This window comes from Marinobacter sp. HL-58 (assembly GCF_001314605.1).
Taxonomy (GTDB): Bacteria; Pseudomonadota; Gammaproteobacteria; order Pseudomonadales; family Oleiphilaceae; genus Marinobacter.
This window is the reverse complement of the sequence record NZ_LIHP01000012.1, coordinates 1-18,276: the sequence shown is the minus strand read 5'-3', so window position 1 is coordinate 18,276 and position 18,276 is coordinate 1. Positions and strand designations below refer to the sequence as shown.

Here is an 18,276-nt window from a genome sequence, read left to right as displayed (position 1 = left end):
AGTTGATCATGGCTGGACACAGTAAATGGGCCAACATCAAACACCGTAAAGCGGCTCAGGATGCCAAGCGCGGCAAGATCTTCACCAAGATCATCCGCGAGTTGACGGTCGCAGCCCGTCAGGGTGGCGGTAATCCCGACGACAATCCGAGGCTGCGCGGGGTGATCGACAAAGCCCTGACTGCCAACATGAAGAAAGATACCATCGAGCGCGCCATTGAACGGGGTGCGGGTGATGGTGATGACAGCAATTACGAAGAGCTGACCTACGAAGGCTATGGCCCCGGCGGCGTTGCCATTTTCGTGGAAGTGATGACGGATAACCGTAACCGGACGGTGGCCGAGGTTCGTCACGCCTTCAGCAAGATGGGCGGCAATCTGGGGACCGACGGTTCGGTAGCGTATCTTTTCAGCAAGCAGGGTATTATCAGTTACAGCCCGGAAATGGACGAGGACCGGCTGATGGAGGCTGCTCTGGTGGCGGGTGCCGAGGACCTGGCAACCCTCGGCGACGGATCTTTCGAAATCGTCACCACCCCGGAGCAGTTCCTCGACGTCAAGCAGTCCCTGGTGGAATCCGGGCTGGTGCCGGACAACGCCGAAGTTACCATGGTGCCATCGACCACGGTGGAGCTGGATGAGGAAGGCGCCGGGCCGGTACTCAAGCTGATTGATATGCTGGAAGACCTGGATGACGTACAGAACGTCTATCACAACGCTGAAATCCCCGGCGAGGTGATGGAGGCGCTTCACCATTAAGGATGCAATGTGCCGATAATCATGGGTGTCGACCCGGGTTCACGCATTACCGGTTACGGCATTGTCCGTGCCGATGGCCGGGTGATCGAGTATATCGACAGCGGCTGTATCCGGGTTGGTGAAAAGCCCATGGCGGAACGCCTGCAGACCATCTTTCACAGTCTTGCAACATTGATCGGGGAGTATCGCCCGGCAGAGTTCGCCATTGAACAGGTGTTCATGGCCCGCAATCCGGATTCAGCCCTGAAGCTGGGGCAGGCCAGGGGCGCGGCTATCGTGGCAGCCGCCAACAGCGGGCTGGAGGTTCACGAGTACTCTGCCCGGCAGGTCAAGCAGGCGGTGGTGGGCAAGGGCGGTGCCGACAAGACCCAGGTGCAGCACATGGTACAGGTACTGCTGGCCCTGTCCCGCAAGCCCCAGGCGGACGCCGCCGACGCGTTGGCCATTGCCCTCTGCCATGCCCATATGAGCCAGAGCGTGGCGCGGCTTGCAACCGGTGGCGGTGGCAAGGTACGCAGTGGCCGGGTGAGAAGACACTAGCCGATTCATTGAAGTCCAGGGAGAAACCCGTTGATAGGTCGTATCCGAGGCATTCTGATCGAGAAATCACCCGCCCAGGCGCTGGTTGAGTGCGCCGGGCTTGGTTACGAAGTTGATATTCCCTACACCACGTTTTTCAACCTGCCTGAAACCGGTGAAGAGCTGGTTCTTCATACCCACTTCGTGGTTCGCGAGGACGCCCAGAGCCTTTATGGATTTTCCTCCCGTCTCGACCGCGACCTGTTTCGCCTGCTGATCAGGGTGAACGGAGTCGGGCCGAAGCTCGCCGCGGGGATTCTCTCCGGCCTTGATGCCAATCAGTTTATCCGCTGCGTGGAAGCCCGCGACGCCAATGCCCTGGTGAAGCTTCCGGGTGTCGGTAAGAAAACCGCCGAGCGACTGCTTATTGAAATGACCGATCGTATAGGGCAACTTGAAGGGCAGTTCACACCGGCGTCGCGGAATGCGACAGCGGGCGCTGGCGCCTCGGGCACCGGAACCCCGGCGGTTCATCATCCTGCGGAAGAGGCGGAAGCTGCGCTGATCGCCCTTGGCTACAAGCCGCAGGAGGCATCGAAAGCCATCAGCAAGGTGGCGGAGGATGGCATGTCGAGCCAGGAGTTGATCCGGCTTGCCTTGAGGAACATGATTCCGGCCAGTTAACACCCCGTCATTCCAGGCGATGTGGCGTGCATTGTGTAGAGAGCGTAACGTGACAGCAAAAGAACGGTTTGTACAATTGGGGCATCATTAACCCGAGACGAGTGTACAGGCATGTTGTTGATTCCCTCCGAGCGGGTAGTGCAATGATTGAGTCGGATCGCCTGATTTCATCCCAGGCCGGACAATACGAGGAAGTTCAGGACCGTGCCATCCGTCCCGGTATCCTGGCGGATTACGTGGGCCAGCCCGCCGTTCGGGAACAGATGGAAATTTTTATTTCCGCAGCACGCGGGCGCCAGGAAGCGCTGGACCATGTGCTCATATTTGGCCCGCCCGGTCTGGGCAAAACCACCCTGGCCAATATCATCGCCAACGAAATGGGCGTATCCATCAAGACCACCTCCGGTCCGGTGCTTGAAAAAGCCGGTGACCTGGCCGCCATGCTTACCAACCTCGAAGAAGGCGACGTTCTCTTTATTGACGAGATCCACCGCCTCAGTGCGGCAGTGGAGGAAGTACTCTATCCGGCCATGGAAGACTATCAGCTGGATATCATGATCGGAGAGGGCCCGGCCGCACGTTCCATCAAGCTTGACCTGCCACCGTTCACACTGGTTGGCGCAACCACCCGGGCCGGTTTGCTGACGTCTCCGCTGCGGGATCGCTTCGGCATCGTCCAGCGTCTGGAGTTCTACAATACGAAGGACCTGACCGACATCATTCTTCGCTCTGCCCGGCTTTCCTCCGTTACTATCGATCACAGCGGCGCCTATGAAATTGCCCGCCGCTCACGGGGCACACCCCGCATTGCCAACCGTTTGCTCAGAAGGGTGCGTGACTTTGCCGAAGTAAAGGCGGATGGTTGCATCAGTGAATCCATTGCCGATCAGGCCCTGAACATGCTTAAAGTGGATGCCCTGGGCTTTGATCATATGGACCGGCGGCTGTTGCTGGCCATGATCGAGAAATTCGACGGCGGGCCGGTGGGCGTGGAAAGTCTGGCTGCTGCGATCAGTGAGGAGAGGGGCACGATTGAAGATGTGCTGGAGCCGTTCCTGATTCAGCAGGGCTACATGGTGCGAACGCCCAGGGGCCGGATGGTGACATCCAATGCCTACCAGCATTTCGGCGTTGTGCCTTCAGGGCCGAAGGGGGAGGACCTCTTTGACTGACCGCTATAAGTCGTCATTCGGGCTGCCGGTCCGGGTCTATATTGAAGACACCGATGCCGGGGGCATCGTGTACCATGCCACCTATCTGCATTACATGGAGCGTGCCCGCACAGAGTGGGTGCGAAGCCGGGGTGTCGGGCTCAGGGCAGGTCTGGCGGACAATGTCAGTTATGTGGTTCAGCGGTTGTCGATTCATTACGGGATGCCAGCAAAGCTGGATGACGAACTGCGGGTAACAGCGGAACCGGTGGCGTTTGGCAGGGTATGGATGGATTTCCGGCAGCAGGTGGTGAGGATCGCGGATGAGGCCGTTCTGGCCACCGCGGATGTCCGCGTGGCCTGTATTGCACTGGATTCTGGCCGGCCGCGCCGGCTACCTGCGAATATGCTGGAGTTGCTAGAGAGCGACAGCAAAACCAATTCACAAGTCGAATAATCCGGGAGTAGAAGGTGGAGTCAGAAGTTTCTGTTTGGTATCTCATCGCCAATGCCGGGGTGCTGGTTCAGCTGGTTATGCTGTTACTTGCCCTGGCATCCATTGTCTCCTGGGCGCTTATCTTCCAGCGCCTCCAGGTGTTCCGCAAGGCAAAGCAGGCACAGTACGCCTTTGAAGAGCGGTTCTGGTCGGGTATGGACCTGGGGCAGCTGTACCGGGAAGTGAACAGCAGTCCCACGCCTTTTTCCGGTATGGAATCCGTATTCCGTGCGGGTTTCAAGGAGTTTTCCCGCCTTCGCCAGCAAAGTCGCGATGCGGATGCTGTTATGGAGGGCACGCAACGGGCGATGCGAGTGGCATTCTCACGCGAGCAGGAACGGCTGGAAATGCATCTTCCATTCCTGGCAACGGTTGGTTCCACCAGCCCCTATGTGGGCCTGTTTGGTACCGTCTGGGGCATCATGAACTCATTCCGGGGTCTGGCACAGGTGCAGCAGGCGACACTGGCAACGGTCGCGCCCGGTATTTCCGAAGCACTGATCGCCACCGCCATGGGTCTGTTCGCGGCCATTCCGGCGGTTATCGCCTACAACCGTTTCTCTTCGATTTCGGACGCTTTGCTGAAAAACTACGAAACCTTTGCGGAAGAGTTTTCCAGTATTCTCCATCGTCGGGTTCACAGCAGCGAGCAGTCAGCCACGTGATCAACGTCGTCAGTAACAGACAGACAACCGGGAGTGCAGGAACATGAAAGGCATGGGAATGATGCCGGCCAACCGCCGCAAGCCGATGTCGGAAATCAACGTTGTACCCTATATCGACGTGATGCTGGTGTTGCTGATTATCTTCATGGTAACAGCGCCAATGTTGACCCAGGGCGTCAAGGTGGACCTGCCGGAGACAACCTCCGAGCCGATCCAGTCCGAAAAGGACGTGGAATCCATCGTGGTGTCAGTGGACAGCAACGGAGCGTATTTCATGGATGTGGGAGACGAGAGCAGCGACCCCATGTCACTGGAGGATGTTCGTGAGAGCTTGTCCAAGATCCTGTCCCAGCGTACGGACCGCGAAGTTCTGGTGCGCGGTGACGAACACGTGGAATACGGTACGGTGGTGCGTCTGATGTCCCAGCTGCAGGCGGCCGGCGCCACCAATGTGGGTCTGATTACCGAAGCACCCGACAACGATGAGTGAGTACAGGCAGGCAGGTTTTTGTGAGAGGTCATGAGCGTGATGTAACCAGTACCGGGCACCCCCCCTGGAAGTCGCCTGTTGCACTGTCGGTTCTGATGCATGGGCTGATCCTGGGCGTGGCGCTGGCGGGCTGGTCGTGGTCGGTTCCCAGGGACGAACCGCAACCGCCCAGTATTTCGGCACGGCTGGTGACCCAGAATGAGCCGGAGCCCAGCCCGGTTACTGAACCGACAGACCAGCCCGACCGGGATGAAGAGCGCCGGCAGGAGGAAGAAGAAAGGCAGCGCCAGGAAGAGGCGGAACGGCGCCAGGCCGAGGAAGAAGAGCGTGCCCGTGAGGAAGCCCGCCGGATCCAGCAGGAGAAAGAACGGGAGCAGCAACGCCAGGAAGAGGCTGCCGAACGGGAGCGTGAGGAGCAGCGGAAGGCCGAGGAAGAGGCGGCACGCCAGAAGGCCGAAGCTGAGGCCAGGGAGCGTGAGCGCCAGAAGGCCGAGGAGGAAAAACGGCGCCAGGAAGAGGCCGCCCGCAAGGCTGAAGAGGAAAAGCGCCGGGCTGAGGAGCAACGCCGTAAAGAGGAAGCTGAGCGCAAGGCCCGGGAAGAAGAGGAACGACTGGAGGCTGAGCGTAAACGCAGGGAGCGTGAGCGCCGACTGAAAGAACAGCAGCTCGAAGCGCTGGCCGATGAGGCAGAGCAGCAGCGCGAGGCAGAAGAGCGACAACGTAAGGAGGCGGCAGCTGCCAAGGCCCGTGAAAGCCAGATGTTGTCGGAGAGTCAGAAATACCAGGCGCTGATTCGCGAACGGTTAAGCCAGGCCTGGTATCCACCGTCGTCTGCAACAGAGGAAATGACAGCGAGGTTGCAGATTACCCTGCTGCCCACGGGTGAACTTGCCGATGTAAAGCTTGTCTCCTCCAGTGGTAATACCGCGTTCGATAATTCGGCGCTGGGAGCAGTGAAATCACTGAACCGGTATCCGATTCCGGATGATCGTGACACATTTGAACGCTATTTCCGCCAGTTTACGATTGAATTCAATCCCCGGCGGTTGAGATAAGGATGATGGGAACACAGATGACGAACCGGACCAATACAGGCACAAGACTCCCTGCAGTGGCATGGCTGTTGATGATCGCGGTAATGGTCGGAAGCAGCCCCGCCAGTGCTGAATTGCTGATAAGGATTACCGAGGGGGCAGACTCCGCCATTCCGGTGGCTGTTGTTCCTTTCGCGGAATCCGGGGACATGCCGTCAGGTGACAAGATAAGCAGCATTGTTCAGGACGATCTAACCATGACCGGGGAGTTCCGTCCACTGCCAGCAGAGAAGATGCTCAGCCTGCCCTCGAAGGGCGATGAGGTTTACTACCGGGACTGGCGCCTGCTTGGCCAGCGCTACGTGCTTGTCGGCCAACTGACACGCAAAGGCGACAGGATAGAAGCCCGCTACGAGTTGTTCGATGTAAACCGTGAAGAACGGGTGATGGGCGCTACCGCGTCCTCTTCGGTGAACAGCACCCGGAGCCTTGCCCATCACATCAGTGACCGGGTTTACGAGGCCATTACCGGTGTGCCCGGTGCATTCTCCACCAAGCTTGCTTATGTCACTCTTGAGCGTGCTGGCGGAAAACCGCGGTATCGTCTGCAGGTGAGTGATGTTGACGGCAAGCGCGCCAGAGTCCGGCTGGAGAGCGAGGAGCCCATTCTGTCTCCGGCCTGGTCGCCGGACGCGAAGAAACTCGCCTACGTGTCGTTCGAAACCGGCAAGCCGGCGATATACATCCACGAGCTTTCATCAGGTGACCGCACCCGTGTTGCGGATTACCGGGGCCTGAACTCGGCACCGGCCTGGTCGGAAGACGGCAGGTCGCTGCTGGTGACCCTGTCGAAGGACGGCAATGCGGAAATCTACAAGCTGGATATTGAGAGCCGCTCCCTCAAACGTCTGACCAACCACTGGTCGATCGACACCGAGCCCACATGGGACCACACCGGCGAAGGCTTCTTCTTCACGTCTGACCGCTCTGGTGGCCCGCAGATCTATCACAAAGCCACTGAGGATGCGGAGCCCCGCAGGATCACCTTTGGCAGCCGTTACAATGCCCGGCCGCGCCCCGACAACGATGGGAAATACGTCTATTATGTCCATCAGCGGGACAAGGCCTTTCATATTGCACGCACTGATCTGAGAACCGAAGAGGAGACAGTCCTCACCCGGACAGAATCTGATGAGTCGCCCAGTCTTGCGCCCAACGGCCGAATGTTGATCTATGCCACCAAACAGGGCGGGGACAGTGTACTGACTGTAATTGCGGCAGACGGTGGAGCAGCCTATAGTTTGCCGGCTTCGCAGGGCGACGTTCGCGAACCGGCATGGTCACCAATTGCCCGGTAGACTGGAACCCCGGGCCCGAAAACTTCGTTTGCATTCATGACTAACCGATGATCAACAGAAAGGAAATGACTATGAAACTGGCAACACAGCAAAAAGCATTGGCCCTGGTGTTTTCACTTGGACTGGTGGCAGGTTGTAGCAGCACCGGTGGTACCGCTGAAGATGGTAGTGACGATTCAGATGTTTCAGCGGTAGATCAGGAAGGCGGCAGCACCGTTTACGGCGGTGATGACGAAGACGGCGTATCTTCCGCGGACATGACCGAGGAAGAGCGTCGTGAGGCGGAAGCACGTGCAGAGCGTGCCGAAGAAGAAGCCATGCGTGAAATAACCACCTTCTACTTCGACTTTGACACCGCAGAGATCAAGTCAGAGGCCCGCGAAGTACTGGTTGCGCATGCCCGCTATCTGCAGGCTAATCCGGATCAGGACGTTCGTATCGAAGGTCATGCCGACGAGCGCGGTACCAAGGAGTACAACCTTGCCCTGGGCGAGCGTCGTGCGAACGCCGTCGAGCGCTTCCTGGTTGTGAATGGTGCATCCCGTAGCCAGACAGAAACCATCAGCTACGGCGAAGAAAAGCCGGCCGTTGACGGGTCCGATGAGAGTGCCTGGGCCCAGAACCGTCGCGTCGAACTCGTTTTCCAGTAACAGGCGATTCCCATGAGACATCTGCTCATGGCGACAGTGCTGCTCCCGCTGGCCTTCGGGCCGGTGGGTAGTGCTCTGGCGCAATCCGTATCCCCGGCATTCCAGAACAATTCGTCGGAAGCCGAACGCAAGGCCGGAAACAGTCAGGCGAACGCAGAGTTGTTCTACATGATCCAGCAGTTGCAGGGCGAAGTCCGCCGCCTGCAGGGGCAGGTGGAAGAACAGCAGAACCTGATTGACCGGCTGACCAGGCAGTCCCGGGACCGTTACATTGATCTGGACCAGCGGGTACTGAAGTTGTCGGAAAAGGTTGAGAAGGGGCCGCCTGACAATGGTCGGAATGACAGCTCTTCTTCTGACGACGGAGAGAGCGACTCGGAAATCGTTGCCAAAATCTACCGTCAGCCTTCGGGGGAAGAACGTGAGGCGTATCAGCAGGTTCAGAAGCTGATTCATGACGACAAGGACTATGATCAGGCCATTAACGGGCTGTACGACTTTATTGACGAGTATGAGGAAGGCGACCTGACGGTCAATGCCTATTACTGGCTGGGAGAGGTCTACCTGGCTGAGGAGCAGCTGGATCAGGCCCGGCAGGCGTTCACCATCGTTGCCACCCGTTATGGCGATCACCGCAAGGCTCCTGATGCCGTCTACAAGCTGGGCGTTACCCTGGACCGGCAAGGTGACAAGGATCAGGCCCGGTCGCGCATGGAATCCGTTGTTCGTGATTACCCCAATTCCAGTGCCGCATCGCTGGCGAAGAAGTATCTGGATTCTGACAACAGCTGATCCGTGCCGGCACAATGAATGTTGAGAAACCTGGGATTTAGGGGTTGATCGGCGCTGAAAAATCATTACTATATGCGCCTCGTTTGGGTCGTTAGCTCAGTTGGTAGAGCAGTTGGCTTTTAACCAATTGGTCGAAGGTTCGAATCCTTCACGACCCACCATATTGAAAACGAAACGGTGGGCTGAGTCATCGTTTGGTTTCAGGTCCGGAAGCGGGCTGACAGTTACGGGTCGTTAGCTCAGTTGGTAGAGCAGTTGGCTTTTAACCAATTGGTCGAAGGTTCGAATCCTTCACGACCCACCAATATACCGGCAGACCGGTTGTCTGCTGCAAAAAAGAGCCCCAGGGCTCTTTTTTTTTGGCTGTACGGTCATACATCTGTAGGTAGGGAGCGTAACCGACACTAGATGATATACTCCGCACGTTAACGCAATACAGAGATGCTGTGATGACTCGAGGTGAAGACCGTATTCTGGTTCAGGAGCACCTGGCACACCAGGCTGAGCCCAAGAGCCTCAGTGAGGCGGAAAAAGCCGATCTTGAAGCCCGTATCCGTGCTGCGCTGAAGGCGCAGGATGCCGTGCTTGTGGCCCACTATTACACCGATCCGGATATTCAGCGCATCGCCGAGGAAACCGGTGGGTGTGTCGCAGATTCCCTTGAGATGGCCCGTTTCGGTAATCAGCACGAGGCTTCCACCGTCGTGGTTGCCGGTGTGCGCTTCATGGGCGAGACCGCAAAAATCCTCAATCCCGAGAAACGGGTGCTGATGCCAACACTGGAAGCCACCTGCTCACTGGATATCGGCTGTCCGGCGGATGAATTTTCAGAATTCTGCGATCAGCACCCGGACAGAACCGTCGTGGTGTATGCCAATACCTCCGCCGCAGTGAAGGCGAGGGCGGACTGGGTGGTTACCTCCAGCTGTGCCCAGGCCATTGTTGAATCACTGGACGCCCGTGGCGAAAAAATCCTGTGGGCACCGGACAAGCACCTGGGCCATTATGTGCAGAAGACTACCGGTGCGGACGTCCTGTTGTGGGACGGTTCATGCATCGTGCATGAAGAGTTCAAATTCCGGGGGCTGGAAGATCTCAGGGCATTGTACCCGGATGCCGCGGTACTGGTTCATCCGGAATCCCCCGACGCGGTAGTGGAAATGGCGGATGTGGTGGGTTCCACGTCGCAGCTGATTCACGCCGTGCAGACACTGCCCAACGAACAGTTCATCGTGGCGACCGATAATGGCATCTTCTACAAGATGCAGCAGCTGGCGCCCAACAAGACCCTTATTGAAGCGCCTACAGCGGGGAATGGCGCCACCTGCCGAAGCTGTGCCCATTGCCCCTGGATGGCCATGAACGGGCTGGAAAATCTGTTGTCGGTGATTGAAAACGGCGATCAGGAAGTGCACGTTGATCCTGAGCTACGGGAGCAGGCTCTCCGGCCTCTCAAGAGAATGCTGGATTTCACCGCCAACATGAACCTCAAGGCCGCCGGCAACGCCTGATATCAGCTGCGTTGCTGTGTCAGCCTGGCGGACACCTGCGAGAGGCGCTCCGTGACCACCTGTCGCATAGGGGCTCCGGGTGGCAGCTTTTCCTGCGCCTGGCGCAACTGACGCTGGGCCGACTCCAGATCACCCATCAGTACGTCATGCTCGGCCCGGGCCCTGTGCACACCCACGATGTCCCGTGCCATGCCCTGGGCTTCCGCAAGCCTTAGCCAGAGGTGCTCCTTGTGCGGTAAGTCACGTGTCAGCCGGTGCAGATAATCTGCTGCCCTCTCGCCATTGCCGGCTTCGGTTTCCACCCGCGCGAGCATGTCCGTTATCGGGTAGTTGCCAGGATTCCTGTCCAGCGCCTCATGCAGAATGCCCCTTGCCTGGTCCAGCCGGTCCTGTTCAATCATCGCCTCGGCAAGGGTGACCTGGTAGGTAATGCGTCCTGGCGAATCCTCGAGTAACTGTTCAAGCTCCTTGATGGCATCATCATGGTTGCCACTGCGAATCAGGGCGACGGCAAGCCCGTAACGGATGGCATCGGGCTTTTCGGTATCCGGTCGCTGCAGGTAATCCCGGAAGGTTTCCACAGCCACCTCCGGCGCCTTGGCGTAACGCACCTGCAGCCGCGAACGGACCAGGTGGTATTCCTGGGCGTCAGCGACATCCCGGCGGGGGTACTGCTCGGCCCGGTTTCGGGTATCCGATACCCGGTTCTGCGTGAGGGGGTGGGTGGACAGGTATTCAGGAACCCGGTTTCCCTGAAGTCGGTTCTGCCGCATCATGATTTCAAACATTTCCGGCATGCCGCGAGGATCCAGGCCGGCATCCGCCAGAATCTCCATGCCGACACGGTCGGCTTCCTGTTCGTGAGCGCGGCTGTAGGCGAGCATATTCTGAATCGCCATAGCCTGGGTGCCGGCGATGGCTGCAATACCGATGTCAGACTGTGTCACAGCCGACAACACAATGCCTGCGATCATGCCCGCGATGGTCATGGGGGTGCTGGCTTCCTGTTGCTCAACGCGCCTGGCGAAATGACGCTGGCTGAGGTGGGCCAGTTCGTGGGCCAGTACTGATGCAAACTGTTGCTCGCTGCTGGCGTTCAGGAACAGCCCGCCATTGACACCGACTATATTGCCGGGCACTGCAAAGGCATTGATGTCCGGGCTGTCGATGATCGCCAGCGTCAGGTTGCGGTCGGAAAGCGGAGCCGAGGGAACCAGCTTGTAAATGATCGAACTGAGGTAGTCGTAGACCAGTGGGTCGGTAATCTGCGGCGCCGAGCGGCGGATGGATGTCATGACCTGGCGGCCGATATCGGCTTCCTGCTGTCCTGAGATGAGGCCGCCCCCGGCTCCGCCAATGGAGGGCAGGGTGCTGTCCGGGGATTGAGCCAGGGTGCTGCCGGTGAACACCGCCATCATCAGCATCATTATCAATGCCGGTATCCCCCGCCGGGGAGCAGGGCTTCGATCAGTCGGGTTCATGGATGAGCTGTGTCCCTTGTCGTATGATTTCTTCAGACAGTATTGTGCCACTGAAAGTTCGTTCCTGTGTGGCCTGTTACGATTGTGATGCATTAAAGTAACACTGTCGGCATAATGCCGGCTCTTCTTTTGACCATACGGGTATCTGGTTGTCATGGCTGACCGAACACTTGATGCATCGGGGCTTCGTTGCCCCATGCCATTACTGAAAACCAAGCTCGAACTGAACAGCATGTCACCTGGCCAGGAGCTGGAAGTGATTGCCACTGACGCCGGCTCGGCAAGGGATATCCCGGCATTCCTCCGGCTGTCTTCACACGAGCTTGTCAGTTCATCCGAACAGGGTGGCTGCTTCACCTTTGTGATAAAGTGCGGCGGCTAAGCCTGCAGTGGTGACCGTTCGGAGTTGTTCATGATAAGAATTTTACGTGGTCTGGCGCACAAATACTTTTCAGATGAAGAAGCTGTCATCCTGTTCCTGTTGATCCTGGCAGCGATAGTCTTCGTCATTCTGTTCGGTTCCATGCTAGCACCGGCCATTGCAGCGGTCATTGTTGCCTTCATTCTGCAGGGGCTGGTCACCAAGCTTAACCGTATGGGGGTTCCGGAAATCGTCGCCATAATGGGCGTGTTCCTGGTATTCTTGGGCGTCCTTGTCGGCTTCCTGTTCGGGCTTCTGCCGTTGCTCTGGACTCAGGTTGCGTCTCTTGCCAGCGAGGCGCCCCGTATTTTCAGAGAGATGCAGTCCTATCTTGAAGTGCTTCCTCAGCAATATCCGACGCTGATTTCCATGGAAGGCATCAATACCATCTACAACCAGGTGACCACCGAAGCCGGGCGTATGACCCAGTGGCTGGTTTCGTTCTCGCTGGCCAGTATTCCGGATCTGGTGGCACTGCTGATCTACATGGTGCTGCTTCCCATACTGGTGTTCTTCTTTCTCAAGGACCGCCGGGTCCTGCTGGAATCCATCTCGCGGCTGCTGCCGTCCCAGCGCCCGATGATGTTGGCAATCTGGCACGAAGTGAACCTGCAGTGTGCCAACTATGTACGGGGCAAGGCGGTGGAAATCCTGATCGTGGGCGGGGTCACCTATGTCTCGTTCAAGCTGCTGGGCATGCCCTATGCCGCGCTGCTGGCGCTGATGGTCGGCCTGAGCGTGGTGATTCCCTACATTGGCGCCGCCGTTGTTACCATACCGGTGGCCATCATTGCCCTGTTTGCCTTTGGCTGGGGTAGCGAGTTTATCTGGGTTATGGTGGCCTATGGCATTATCCAGGCGCTGGACGGTAATGTACTGGTGCCGCTGCTGTTCTCGGAAGTGAACAACCTGCATCCGGTGGCTATCATTGTGGCAGTATTGTTCTTCGGCGGCATCTGGGGGTTATGGGGTGTTTTCTTTGCGATTCCCCTGGCCACCATGCTCAAGGCCATATTTTCGGCCTGGCCGGTGAAGGAGCATCAGGAACCAACATGACATCTGCTTTAATTCCCTTGTGTCAGTTGGTGCCCAACATTACCATATCGTTTTTATTCGTACGGAGCTTTTATGATTACGGGGAGCCTTGTCGCACTGGTCACGCCCATGCATTCCGATGGCAGTATCCATTGGGAGCACCTTGATAAGCTGGTGGACTTCCATCTCGACAACGGGACACACGGTATTGTCGCCGTTGGAACGACGGGCGAATCCGCTACGCTGGACCCGGAAGAGCACATGCGGGTTATCGGCCACATCATCAAGCGTGTCGACGGCCGTATTCCGGTCATCGCAGGCACCGGCGGTAACAGCACCCGTGAAGCCATAGAATTGACGGAAGAAGCTCACAAGCTGGGTGCAGACGCCTGTCTGCTTGTAGTGCCGTATTACAACAAGCCGACCCAGGAAGGGCTGTATCGTCATTTCAAGACCATTGCTGAGGCTGTTCCGGTCAACCAGATTCTGTACAACGTGCCCGGCCGTACTGCCTGCGACATGCTGAACGAGACCGTCGAGCGGCTCGCGGATATCCCGAACATCATCGGCATCAAGGATGCGACCGGCAACATTCCCCGTGGAACTGAGCTGATCGAGGCTGTCAAGGGCAGGCTGGTTGTCTACTCCGGTGACGACGCGACCGCGGCCGGGCTGATGCTGGCCGGTGGCAAGGGCAATGTCTCGGTAACCGCCAACGTTGCGCCGGGTGCCATGGCGGCATTGTGCGAGGCTGCCATTGCAGGCAATGAAGAGGAAACCAACAGGCTCAACGAATTGCTGATGCCTCTGAACCGGAAACTCTTCCTGGAAGCCAACCCCATTCCCGTCAAGTGGGCGCTGCATCGCATGGGCATGATTGGCGAAGGCATTCGTCTGCCCCTTACCCCGCTAAGCGAAAAGTTCCACGTTGAAGTGGAAGACGCACTGAGGGCCTCTGGCGTACTCTGAGTCGGGCTGTATCATCTATCGAAACTGGAGTCGCCTGATGGCGTTTACGTTCAGGACAGAAAGCAAAAAATCCGTATCTTTCATCAGGCCCCTTCCGGGCCTGATGCTTGTTTTGGCCATTACCGGCTGTAGTGTGATCGACGATCGTTCCGAGCGATACGTGGATGAACCCGAGGGCAAGCCGCTCAAGCTGCCGGAAACCGCAGACGAGGGCAAGTTCAGCCAGGTCATGCCAATCCGCGAGATCAGCTCTGCGGATTCAGGCCGGATGTACCGCGACAGCATCCCCAATCCGCCCGATATGACGTCGGATATTCTTGACGAGAATTACGTCGTGGAAGAGCTGGATGGCCAGGTCTGGCTGCTGGTGAATGATGTGCCTGGCCGGTTGTGGCCGGCGGTCACTGCCTACATGAATGAGAACGGGCTAGGAGTTGCCTACGACAGCCCGCAGCTGGGACTGATCCAGAGTGAACTGGTCAATTTCAGCAAACAGGCCAGGGAACTTCTGAACCTGCCGGACAACCCGGAGGGCGAGGAGGCCAGGCTGGTCGTACAGGCCCGAATCGCCCCGGGCGTGCGACGCAAGACGAGCGAAATCCAGTTCCGCACCTTCGAAGTGGATAGCGACCCCGACGAGTTGCTGGCATGGGGAAGCGGGGAAGAACGCAGTGCAGAGCAACTGGACACCAGTAAACGGCTGCTGGATGATCTTGCCGGGCACCTGCGTAACCGTGAAGACAGCAAATCCTACTCCCGCGCAGCCCTGGGTATGGTCAGCGAACCCCTCGTGCGGCTGGTTTCCGATAACGAAATTCCCCGCCAGATAGAGATGAGCCTTGACTATGGCCGCGCCTGGGCCGAGGTGAGCCGGGCACTGGACGAAGCAGGCGTTCCCGTCGTGGATCTGAACCGGGACGAGGGTTATTTCTTCGTGGATTTCCGCCCGGAATCAGAGCGTGAATCCGGCTGGTTCAGCTGGTTCTCCAGCGATCCGGAACCCGAGCACACCTTTGATGTTCAGCTCGGGGAAGACGACGGGAATATCGTTGTCACGGTTGAGCGTGCGGATGACTACGACGGCGAAGACCGCTCGCCCGAGCTGCTTTCCGAACTGTTTGAATACCTCTATTAATGCTAGCAGTGCCCGCGCAGTGCGGGCACGCCCGGAGACCCGAGATGGAAAAGCGTGAAGAACTTTACGCAGGCAAGGCAAAATCTGTTTACCGTACGGACGACCCCGATCGCTTTGTCATGGTGTTTCGAGACGATACGTCTGCGTTCGACGGCGAGAAAAAAGAACAGCTGAACCGTAAAGGCATGGTCAACAACCGTTTCAATGCCTTCATTATGGAAAAGCTGGAAGCCGCCGGCATTCCCACTCACTTCGAAGGCCTGATCTCGGGTACCGAATCCCTGGTCAAGAAGCTGGACATGATTCCGGTGGAGTGCGTGGTTCGTAACCTGTCCGCAGGCAGTCTGTGTCGTCGTCTGGGCGTTGAAGAAGGGCTGGAACTGAATCCACCCACCTTTGAACTGTTCCTGAAAAACGACGCCATGCACGATCCGATGATCAACGAATCACTGGCTGTCAGCTTTGGCTGGGCGAAAGCCGAAGAACTTTCGAAAATGAAGGAACTGACCTACCGGGTGAACGATGTCCTCAAGGCCTTGTTTGATGAAGCCGGGATGCTGCTGGTGGATTACAAACTCGAGTTCGGCCGCTCAGGTGGCGAGATCGTCCTGGGTGACGAGTTCAGCCCCGATGGCTGCCGCATCTGGGACAAGGAAACCCGCAAAAAAATGGATAAAGACCGTTTTCGTCAGGGACTGGGCGATGTCATAGAAACCTACGAAGAGGTTGGTCGGCGCCTGGGAATCAGGTTCGACTGACTGGTCAATACCAACAAACATAAAACAGGTGCTTTATGCGTAAACTGATTCTTGCCCTCGGCGGCTCCCTGATTATTGCAGCCCCCGTTGCCTCTGCGGACGTGCTCGGCGTGGGTGCCAACGTCAGTTACTGGGACTCCGACCTGTCCGGTAAAGCCGGCAAAAACAACGACCTGGTCGACGTTGAAAATGATCTCGACCTGGACAGCGACACCAACGCCAATCTGAGCGCCTATTTCGAGCACCCGGTACCGGTGCTTCCCAACGTACGGCTGAACTACACGCGGATCGAGCAGAGTGGGCGCGGGGAGCTGTCTACCGAGTTTGATGCGATTCCGGGCGGCGTGGAAGTGGATTCTGATCTGGACCTGAGCCAGTTCGATGTCACTCTTTATTACGAAGTGCTTGATAACTGGGTCAATCTGGATCTTGGCCTGACGGCCCGTAACCTTGATGGTGAGCTGATTGTCCGGGAGCAGACGACCAACGGCCAGGCCAGCGAAACTGAAATCGACGGCGTGGTTCCCATGGGTTACCTGGCGGCCCGCTTTGACCTGCCGTTCACCGGTGTATCAGTCGGCGGCGAAGCCAACCTGATCAGCTTTGATGGTGATTCCGTCTACGACTACAACGCTTACGGCCAATACGAGGTATCATTGTTGCAGCTTCGCGCTGGCTATCGCCAGATGGGCATAGATTACGAAGACAGTGACGACCGCCTGGACGTCGAACTCGGTGGCCCGTTTGTGAGTGCCGGGCTGACCTTCTGAAGGAACAGGGAGAAAAGACGTTGAAAATTCTGGTTACGGGTACGGCGGGCTTTATCGGCTCCCATCTGGCGCACCGGCTGCTTGATCGCGGTGATGAAGTGATCGGCGTGGATAACGTCAATGATTATTACGATCCCACATTGAAAGAAGCACGCCTGGAACGCCTGACCTGCAAGCCGGGATTTACCGAAGTCCGCAAGGATGTGGCCGACAGGCCGGCCATGGAAGCCCTGTTCCGGGAGCATAAACCGGAACGGGTGGTTCATCTGGCCGCCCAGGCGGGCGTCCGGTATTCGCTGGAGAATCCCCACGCCTATATCGACGCCAACCTGGTGGGCTTCACCAACATCCTGGAAGGCTGTCGCCACAACGACGTAAAGCACCTGGTGTATGCGTCCAGCAGCTCTGTGTACGGCGCCAACGAAACCATGCCCTTCTCCGTGCATGACAACGTGGACCACCCCCTGAGCCTGTATGCGGCCTCAAAGAAAGCCAACGAGCTGATGGCCCACACCTACAGCCATCTGTACAACATGCCCACCACCGGGCTGCGGTTCTTTACCGTATACGGCCCCTGGGGCCGTCCGGATATGGCGCTGTTCATATTCACCAAAAAGATCCTCGCCGGTGAGCCCATCGACGTGTTCAACCACGGTCACCACAGGCGCGATTTCACCTACATCGACGACATCGTGGAGGGCGTGATCCGGACCCTGGACAACGTAGCCACTTCCAACCCAGATTGGAGCGGTGAAACCCCGGACCCCGGCACCAGCAAGGCGCCGTACCGCCTCTACAATATCGGCAGCAACAACCCGGTGGAACTGTCCCGCTTTATCGAAATCATCGAAGAGCGCGTTGGCAAGAAAGCCGAGAAAAACCTGCTGCCCCTGCAGCCGGGTGACGTACCGGCCACTTACGCCAATGTGGACGACCTGATCAACGATGTCGGCTACAAGCCATCCACCACCGTTGAAGAGGGCATTGCCAATTTCGTGGATTGGTATCGGGACTTTTACAAGGTTTGAACTGAAGAATTCCCTGGCATGTTCGTTGTAAACAGGTAGCTGCCGCTCTTTTACTGTTGGCTACACTTCGCCACCAGCGCTTGGTGAACGTCCGGTGAATGTCTACCGGTGCCACTGGCAAGTTCTCTACAGGCGGGATTGCCAAGGTTGTGTTGTTTACTAAGGATTGCGCAGGTCTGGGCGTTAAGTCTGGCCCGGTCCGGACTGACAGATCTGTTCCTGCAGGGATGCATCAGGCCCTCCGGTCTGATCGTTTGCGAGTGTGTCGGGTTGCCCCGCAAATCCGCATAGGCCTTGACCGCAGTTGAATCAAAATTCATTCCTATCTCCGCGCCTATATCCGGTACCTGTTCGTCTGTTCGATTGCGATCAGTCATCAGGCTGACCGGAAAAACGTAACCAGCCGAACTGTCAGCTGCCTCATAATAGGCCATGGCCATTGTGCCGAAAAGAAGACACAAAAAACTGAATGCTAAGGAAGGTCTGAATAACTGCTGATATTTGCCGATCTTGGGTTTAACCGGCAAAAAATCGAAGATTCAGACACTATTTTCCCGTTATTTGTGTGTTT

20 protein-coding genes and 2 tRNA genes are annotated in these 18,276 nt (G+C 57.5%); 21 read left to right on the top strand and 1 reads right to left on the bottom strand.

Translation table 11 applies throughout. The annotated features are described in order from the left end of the window. Positions 1–8 precede the first annotated feature (8 nt). The 14 genes from HLUCCO03_RS10675 to nadA all read left to right on the top strand — a co-directional run bounded on the left by HLUCCO03_RS10675 (position 9) and on the right by nadA (position 10,108). Positions 9–758 carry a YebC/PmpR family DNA-binding transcriptional regulator gene (locus HLUCCO03_RS10675; RefSeq protein WP_027832280.1) on the top strand — a complete coding sequence of 250 codons (750 nt, stop codon included), beginning with the start codon at positions 9–11 and terminating at the stop codon, positions 756–758. 9 nt (positions 759–767) lie between these two features. Continuing rightward, a complete protein-coding gene (gene ruvC, locus HLUCCO03_RS10670) occupies positions 768–1,298 on the top strand; it encodes a crossover junction endodeoxyribonuclease RuvC (RefSeq protein ID WP_027832279.1) in 531 nt (176 codons plus the stop codon). 30 nt (positions 1,299–1,328) lie between these two features. Beyond that, entirely contained in the window at positions 1,329–1,961 is a 633-nt protein-coding gene (ruvA, locus tag HLUCCO03_RS10665) for a Holliday junction branch migration protein RuvA (protein WP_292016688.1), read from the top strand. A gap of 143 nt (positions 1,962–2,104) precedes the next feature. Then, on the top strand, positions 2,105–3,133 hold the full coding sequence (gene ruvB / locus HLUCCO03_RS10660) for a Holliday junction branch migration DNA helicase RuvB (protein WP_027832278.1): 1,029 nt from the start codon (positions 2,105–2,107) through the stop codon (positions 3,131–3,133). Beyond that, a complete protein-coding gene (gene ybgC / locus HLUCCO03_RS10655) occupies positions 3,126–3,569 on the top strand; it encodes a tol-pal system-associated acyl-CoA thioesterase (protein ID WP_027832277.1) in 444 nt (147 codons plus the stop codon). Before ruvB ends, ybgC begins: the two co-directional genes overlap by 8 nt. Positions 3,570–3,583: 14 nt before the next feature. After that, positions 3,584–4,273, top strand: coding sequence for a protein TolQ (gene tolQ / locus HLUCCO03_RS10650; RefSeq protein WP_027832276.1), 690 nt, complete (start codon positions 3,584–3,586; stop codon positions 4,271–4,273). Positions 4,274–4,316: 43 nt separating this feature from the next. Continuing rightward, positions 4,317–4,763, top strand: a complete 447-nt coding sequence (gene tolR / locus HLUCCO03_RS10645; RefSeq protein WP_027832275.1) for a protein TolR — start codon at positions 4,317–4,319, stop codon at positions 4,761–4,763. A 20-nt stretch (positions 4,764–4,783) separates the two neighbouring features. Beyond that, entirely contained in the window at positions 4,784–5,818 is a 1,035-nt protein-coding gene (tolA, locus tag HLUCCO03_RS10640; RefSeq protein WP_081813558.1) for a cell envelope integrity protein TolA, read from the top strand. Positions 5,819–5,835: 17 nt separating this feature from the next. After that, complete coding sequence (gene tolB / locus HLUCCO03_RS10635) at positions 5,836–7,155, top strand: Tol-Pal system beta propeller repeat protein TolB (protein WP_027832273.1); 1,320 nt, start codon at positions 5,836–5,838, stop codon at positions 7,153–7,155. Between the two features lie 71 nt (positions 7,156–7,226). Next, the gene (gene pal / locus HLUCCO03_RS10630; RefSeq protein WP_027832272.1) at positions 7,227–7,805 is read left to right on the top strand and encodes a peptidoglycan-associated lipoprotein Pal; all 579 of its coding nucleotides are present in this window, start codon (positions 7,227–7,229) and stop codon (positions 7,803–7,805) included. A gap of 12 nt (positions 7,806–7,817) precedes the next feature. Next, positions 7,818–8,597, top strand: coding sequence for a tol-pal system protein YbgF (ybgF, locus tag HLUCCO03_RS10625; RefSeq protein WP_027832271.1), 780 nt, complete (start codon positions 7,818–7,820; stop codon positions 8,595–8,597). A gap of 85 nt (positions 8,598–8,682) precedes the next feature. After that, positions 8,683–8,758 (top strand) — tRNA-Lys (locus HLUCCO03_RS10620). 67 nt (positions 8,759–8,825) lie between these two features. Beyond that, positions 8,826–8,901: transfer RNA gene (locus HLUCCO03_RS10615), tRNA-Lys, on the top strand. A 145-nt stretch (positions 8,902–9,046) separates the two neighbouring features. After that, the gene (gene nadA, locus HLUCCO03_RS10610) at positions 9,047–10,108 is read left to right on the top strand and encodes a quinolinate synthase NadA (protein ID WP_027832270.1); all 1,062 of its coding nucleotides are present in this window, start codon (positions 9,047–9,049) and stop codon (positions 10,106–10,108) included. Positions 10,109–10,110: 2 nt separating this feature from the next. On the opposite strand, the gene HLUCCO03_RS10605 is transcribed toward nadA, so the two are convergent. Beyond that, positions 10,111–11,589, bottom strand: coding sequence for a M48 family metalloprotease (locus HLUCCO03_RS10605; RefSeq protein WP_027832269.1), 1,479 nt, complete (start codon positions 11,587–11,589; stop codon positions 10,111–10,113). Positions 11,590–11,743: 154 nt separating this feature from the next. Here HLUCCO03_RS10605 and HLUCCO03_RS10600 point away from each other — a divergent pair, with 154 nt between their 5' ends. The 7 genes from HLUCCO03_RS10600 (at position 11,744) to HLUCCO03_RS10570 (ending at position 17,705) form a co-directional block, all read left to right on the top strand. Continuing rightward, positions 11,744–11,971 carry a sulfurtransferase TusA family protein gene (locus tag HLUCCO03_RS10600; RefSeq protein WP_027832268.1) on the top strand — a complete coding sequence of 76 codons (228 nt, stop codon included), beginning with the start codon at positions 11,744–11,746 and terminating at the stop codon, positions 11,969–11,971. 30 nt (positions 11,972–12,001) lie between these two features. Then, a complete protein-coding gene (locus HLUCCO03_RS10595; RefSeq protein ID WP_027832267.1) occupies positions 12,002–13,066 on the top strand; it encodes an AI-2E family transporter in 1,065 nt (354 codons plus the stop codon). A 72-nt stretch (positions 13,067–13,138) separates the two neighbouring features. Next, a complete protein-coding gene (gene dapA / locus HLUCCO03_RS10590; RefSeq protein ID WP_027832266.1) occupies positions 13,139–14,014 on the top strand; it encodes a 4-hydroxy-tetrahydrodipicolinate synthase in 876 nt (291 codons plus the stop codon). A gap of 37 nt (positions 14,015–14,051) precedes the next feature. Further along, complete coding sequence (gene bamC, locus HLUCCO03_RS10585; protein ID WP_027832265.1) at positions 14,052–15,149, top strand: outer membrane protein assembly factor BamC; 1,098 nt, start codon at positions 14,052–14,054, stop codon at positions 15,147–15,149. Positions 15,150–15,193: 44 nt separating this feature from the next. Next, entirely contained in the window at positions 15,194–15,907 is a 714-nt protein-coding gene (purC, locus tag HLUCCO03_RS10580; RefSeq protein WP_027832264.1) for a phosphoribosylaminoimidazolesuccinocarboxamide synthase, read from the top strand. 35 nt (positions 15,908–15,942) lie between these two features. Then, entirely contained in the window at positions 15,943–16,677 is a 735-nt protein-coding gene (locus tag HLUCCO03_RS10575) for a TIGR04219 family outer membrane beta-barrel protein (RefSeq protein ID WP_027832263.1), read from the top strand. Between the two features lie 20 nt (positions 16,678–16,697). Beyond that, entirely contained in the window at positions 16,698–17,705 is a 1,008-nt protein-coding gene (locus HLUCCO03_RS10570; protein WP_027832262.1) for an NAD-dependent epimerase, read from the top strand. The last annotated feature ends 571 nt before the right edge of the window (positions 17,706–18,276 follow it).

Excerpts from the sequence above, each read along its gene's own strand:
- ruvB (WP_027832278.1), top strand. The coding sequence starts at position 2,105 with ATGATTGAGTCGGATCGCCTGATTTCATCCCAGGCCGGACAATACGAG.
- nadA (WP_027832270.1), top strand. The coding sequence starts at position 9,047 with ATGACTCGAGGTGAAGACCGTATTCTGGTTCAGGAGCACCTGGCACAC.
- dapA (WP_027832266.1), top strand. The coding sequence starts at position 13,139 with ATGATTACGGGGAGCCTTGTCGCACTGGTCACGCCCATGCATTCCGAT.
- bamC (WP_027832265.1), top strand. The coding sequence starts at position 14,052 with ATGGCGTTTACGTTCAGGACAGAAAGCAAAAAATCCGTATCTTTCATC.
- HLUCCO03_RS10675 (WP_027832280.1), top strand. The coding sequence starts at position 9 with ATGGCTGGACACAGTAAATGGGCCAACATCAAACACCGTAAAGCGGCT.
- ybgF (WP_027832271.1), top strand. The coding sequence starts at position 7,818 with ATGAGACATCTGCTCATGGCGACAGTGCTGCTCCCGCTGGCCTTCGGG.
- tolB (WP_027832273.1), top strand. The coding sequence starts at position 5,836 with ATGACGAACCGGACCAATACAGGCACAAGACTCCCTGCAGTGGCATGG.
- HLUCCO03_RS10575 (WP_027832263.1), top strand. The coding sequence starts at position 15,943 with ATGCGTAAACTGATTCTTGCCCTCGGCGGCTCCCTGATTATTGCAGCC.
- purC (WP_027832264.1), top strand. The coding sequence starts at position 15,194 with ATGGAAAAGCGTGAAGAACTTTACGCAGGCAAGGCAAAATCTGTTTAC.
- HLUCCO03_RS10605 (WP_027832269.1), bottom strand. The coding sequence starts at position 11,589 with ATGAACCCGACTGATCGAAGCCCTGCTCCCCGGCGGGGGATACCGGCA.
- pal (WP_027832272.1), top strand. The coding sequence starts at position 7,227 with ATGAAACTGGCAACACAGCAAAAAGCATTGGCCCTGGTGTTTTCACTT.
- HLUCCO03_RS10600 (WP_027832268.1), top strand. The coding sequence starts at position 11,744 with ATGGCTGACCGAACACTTGATGCATCGGGGCTTCGTTGCCCCATGCCA.
- HLUCCO03_RS10595 (WP_027832267.1), top strand. The coding sequence starts at position 12,002 with ATGATAAGAATTTTACGTGGTCTGGCGCACAAATACTTTTCAGATGAA.
- tolR (WP_027832275.1), top strand. The coding sequence starts at position 4,317 with ATGAAAGGCATGGGAATGATGCCGGCCAACCGCCGCAAGCCGATGTCG.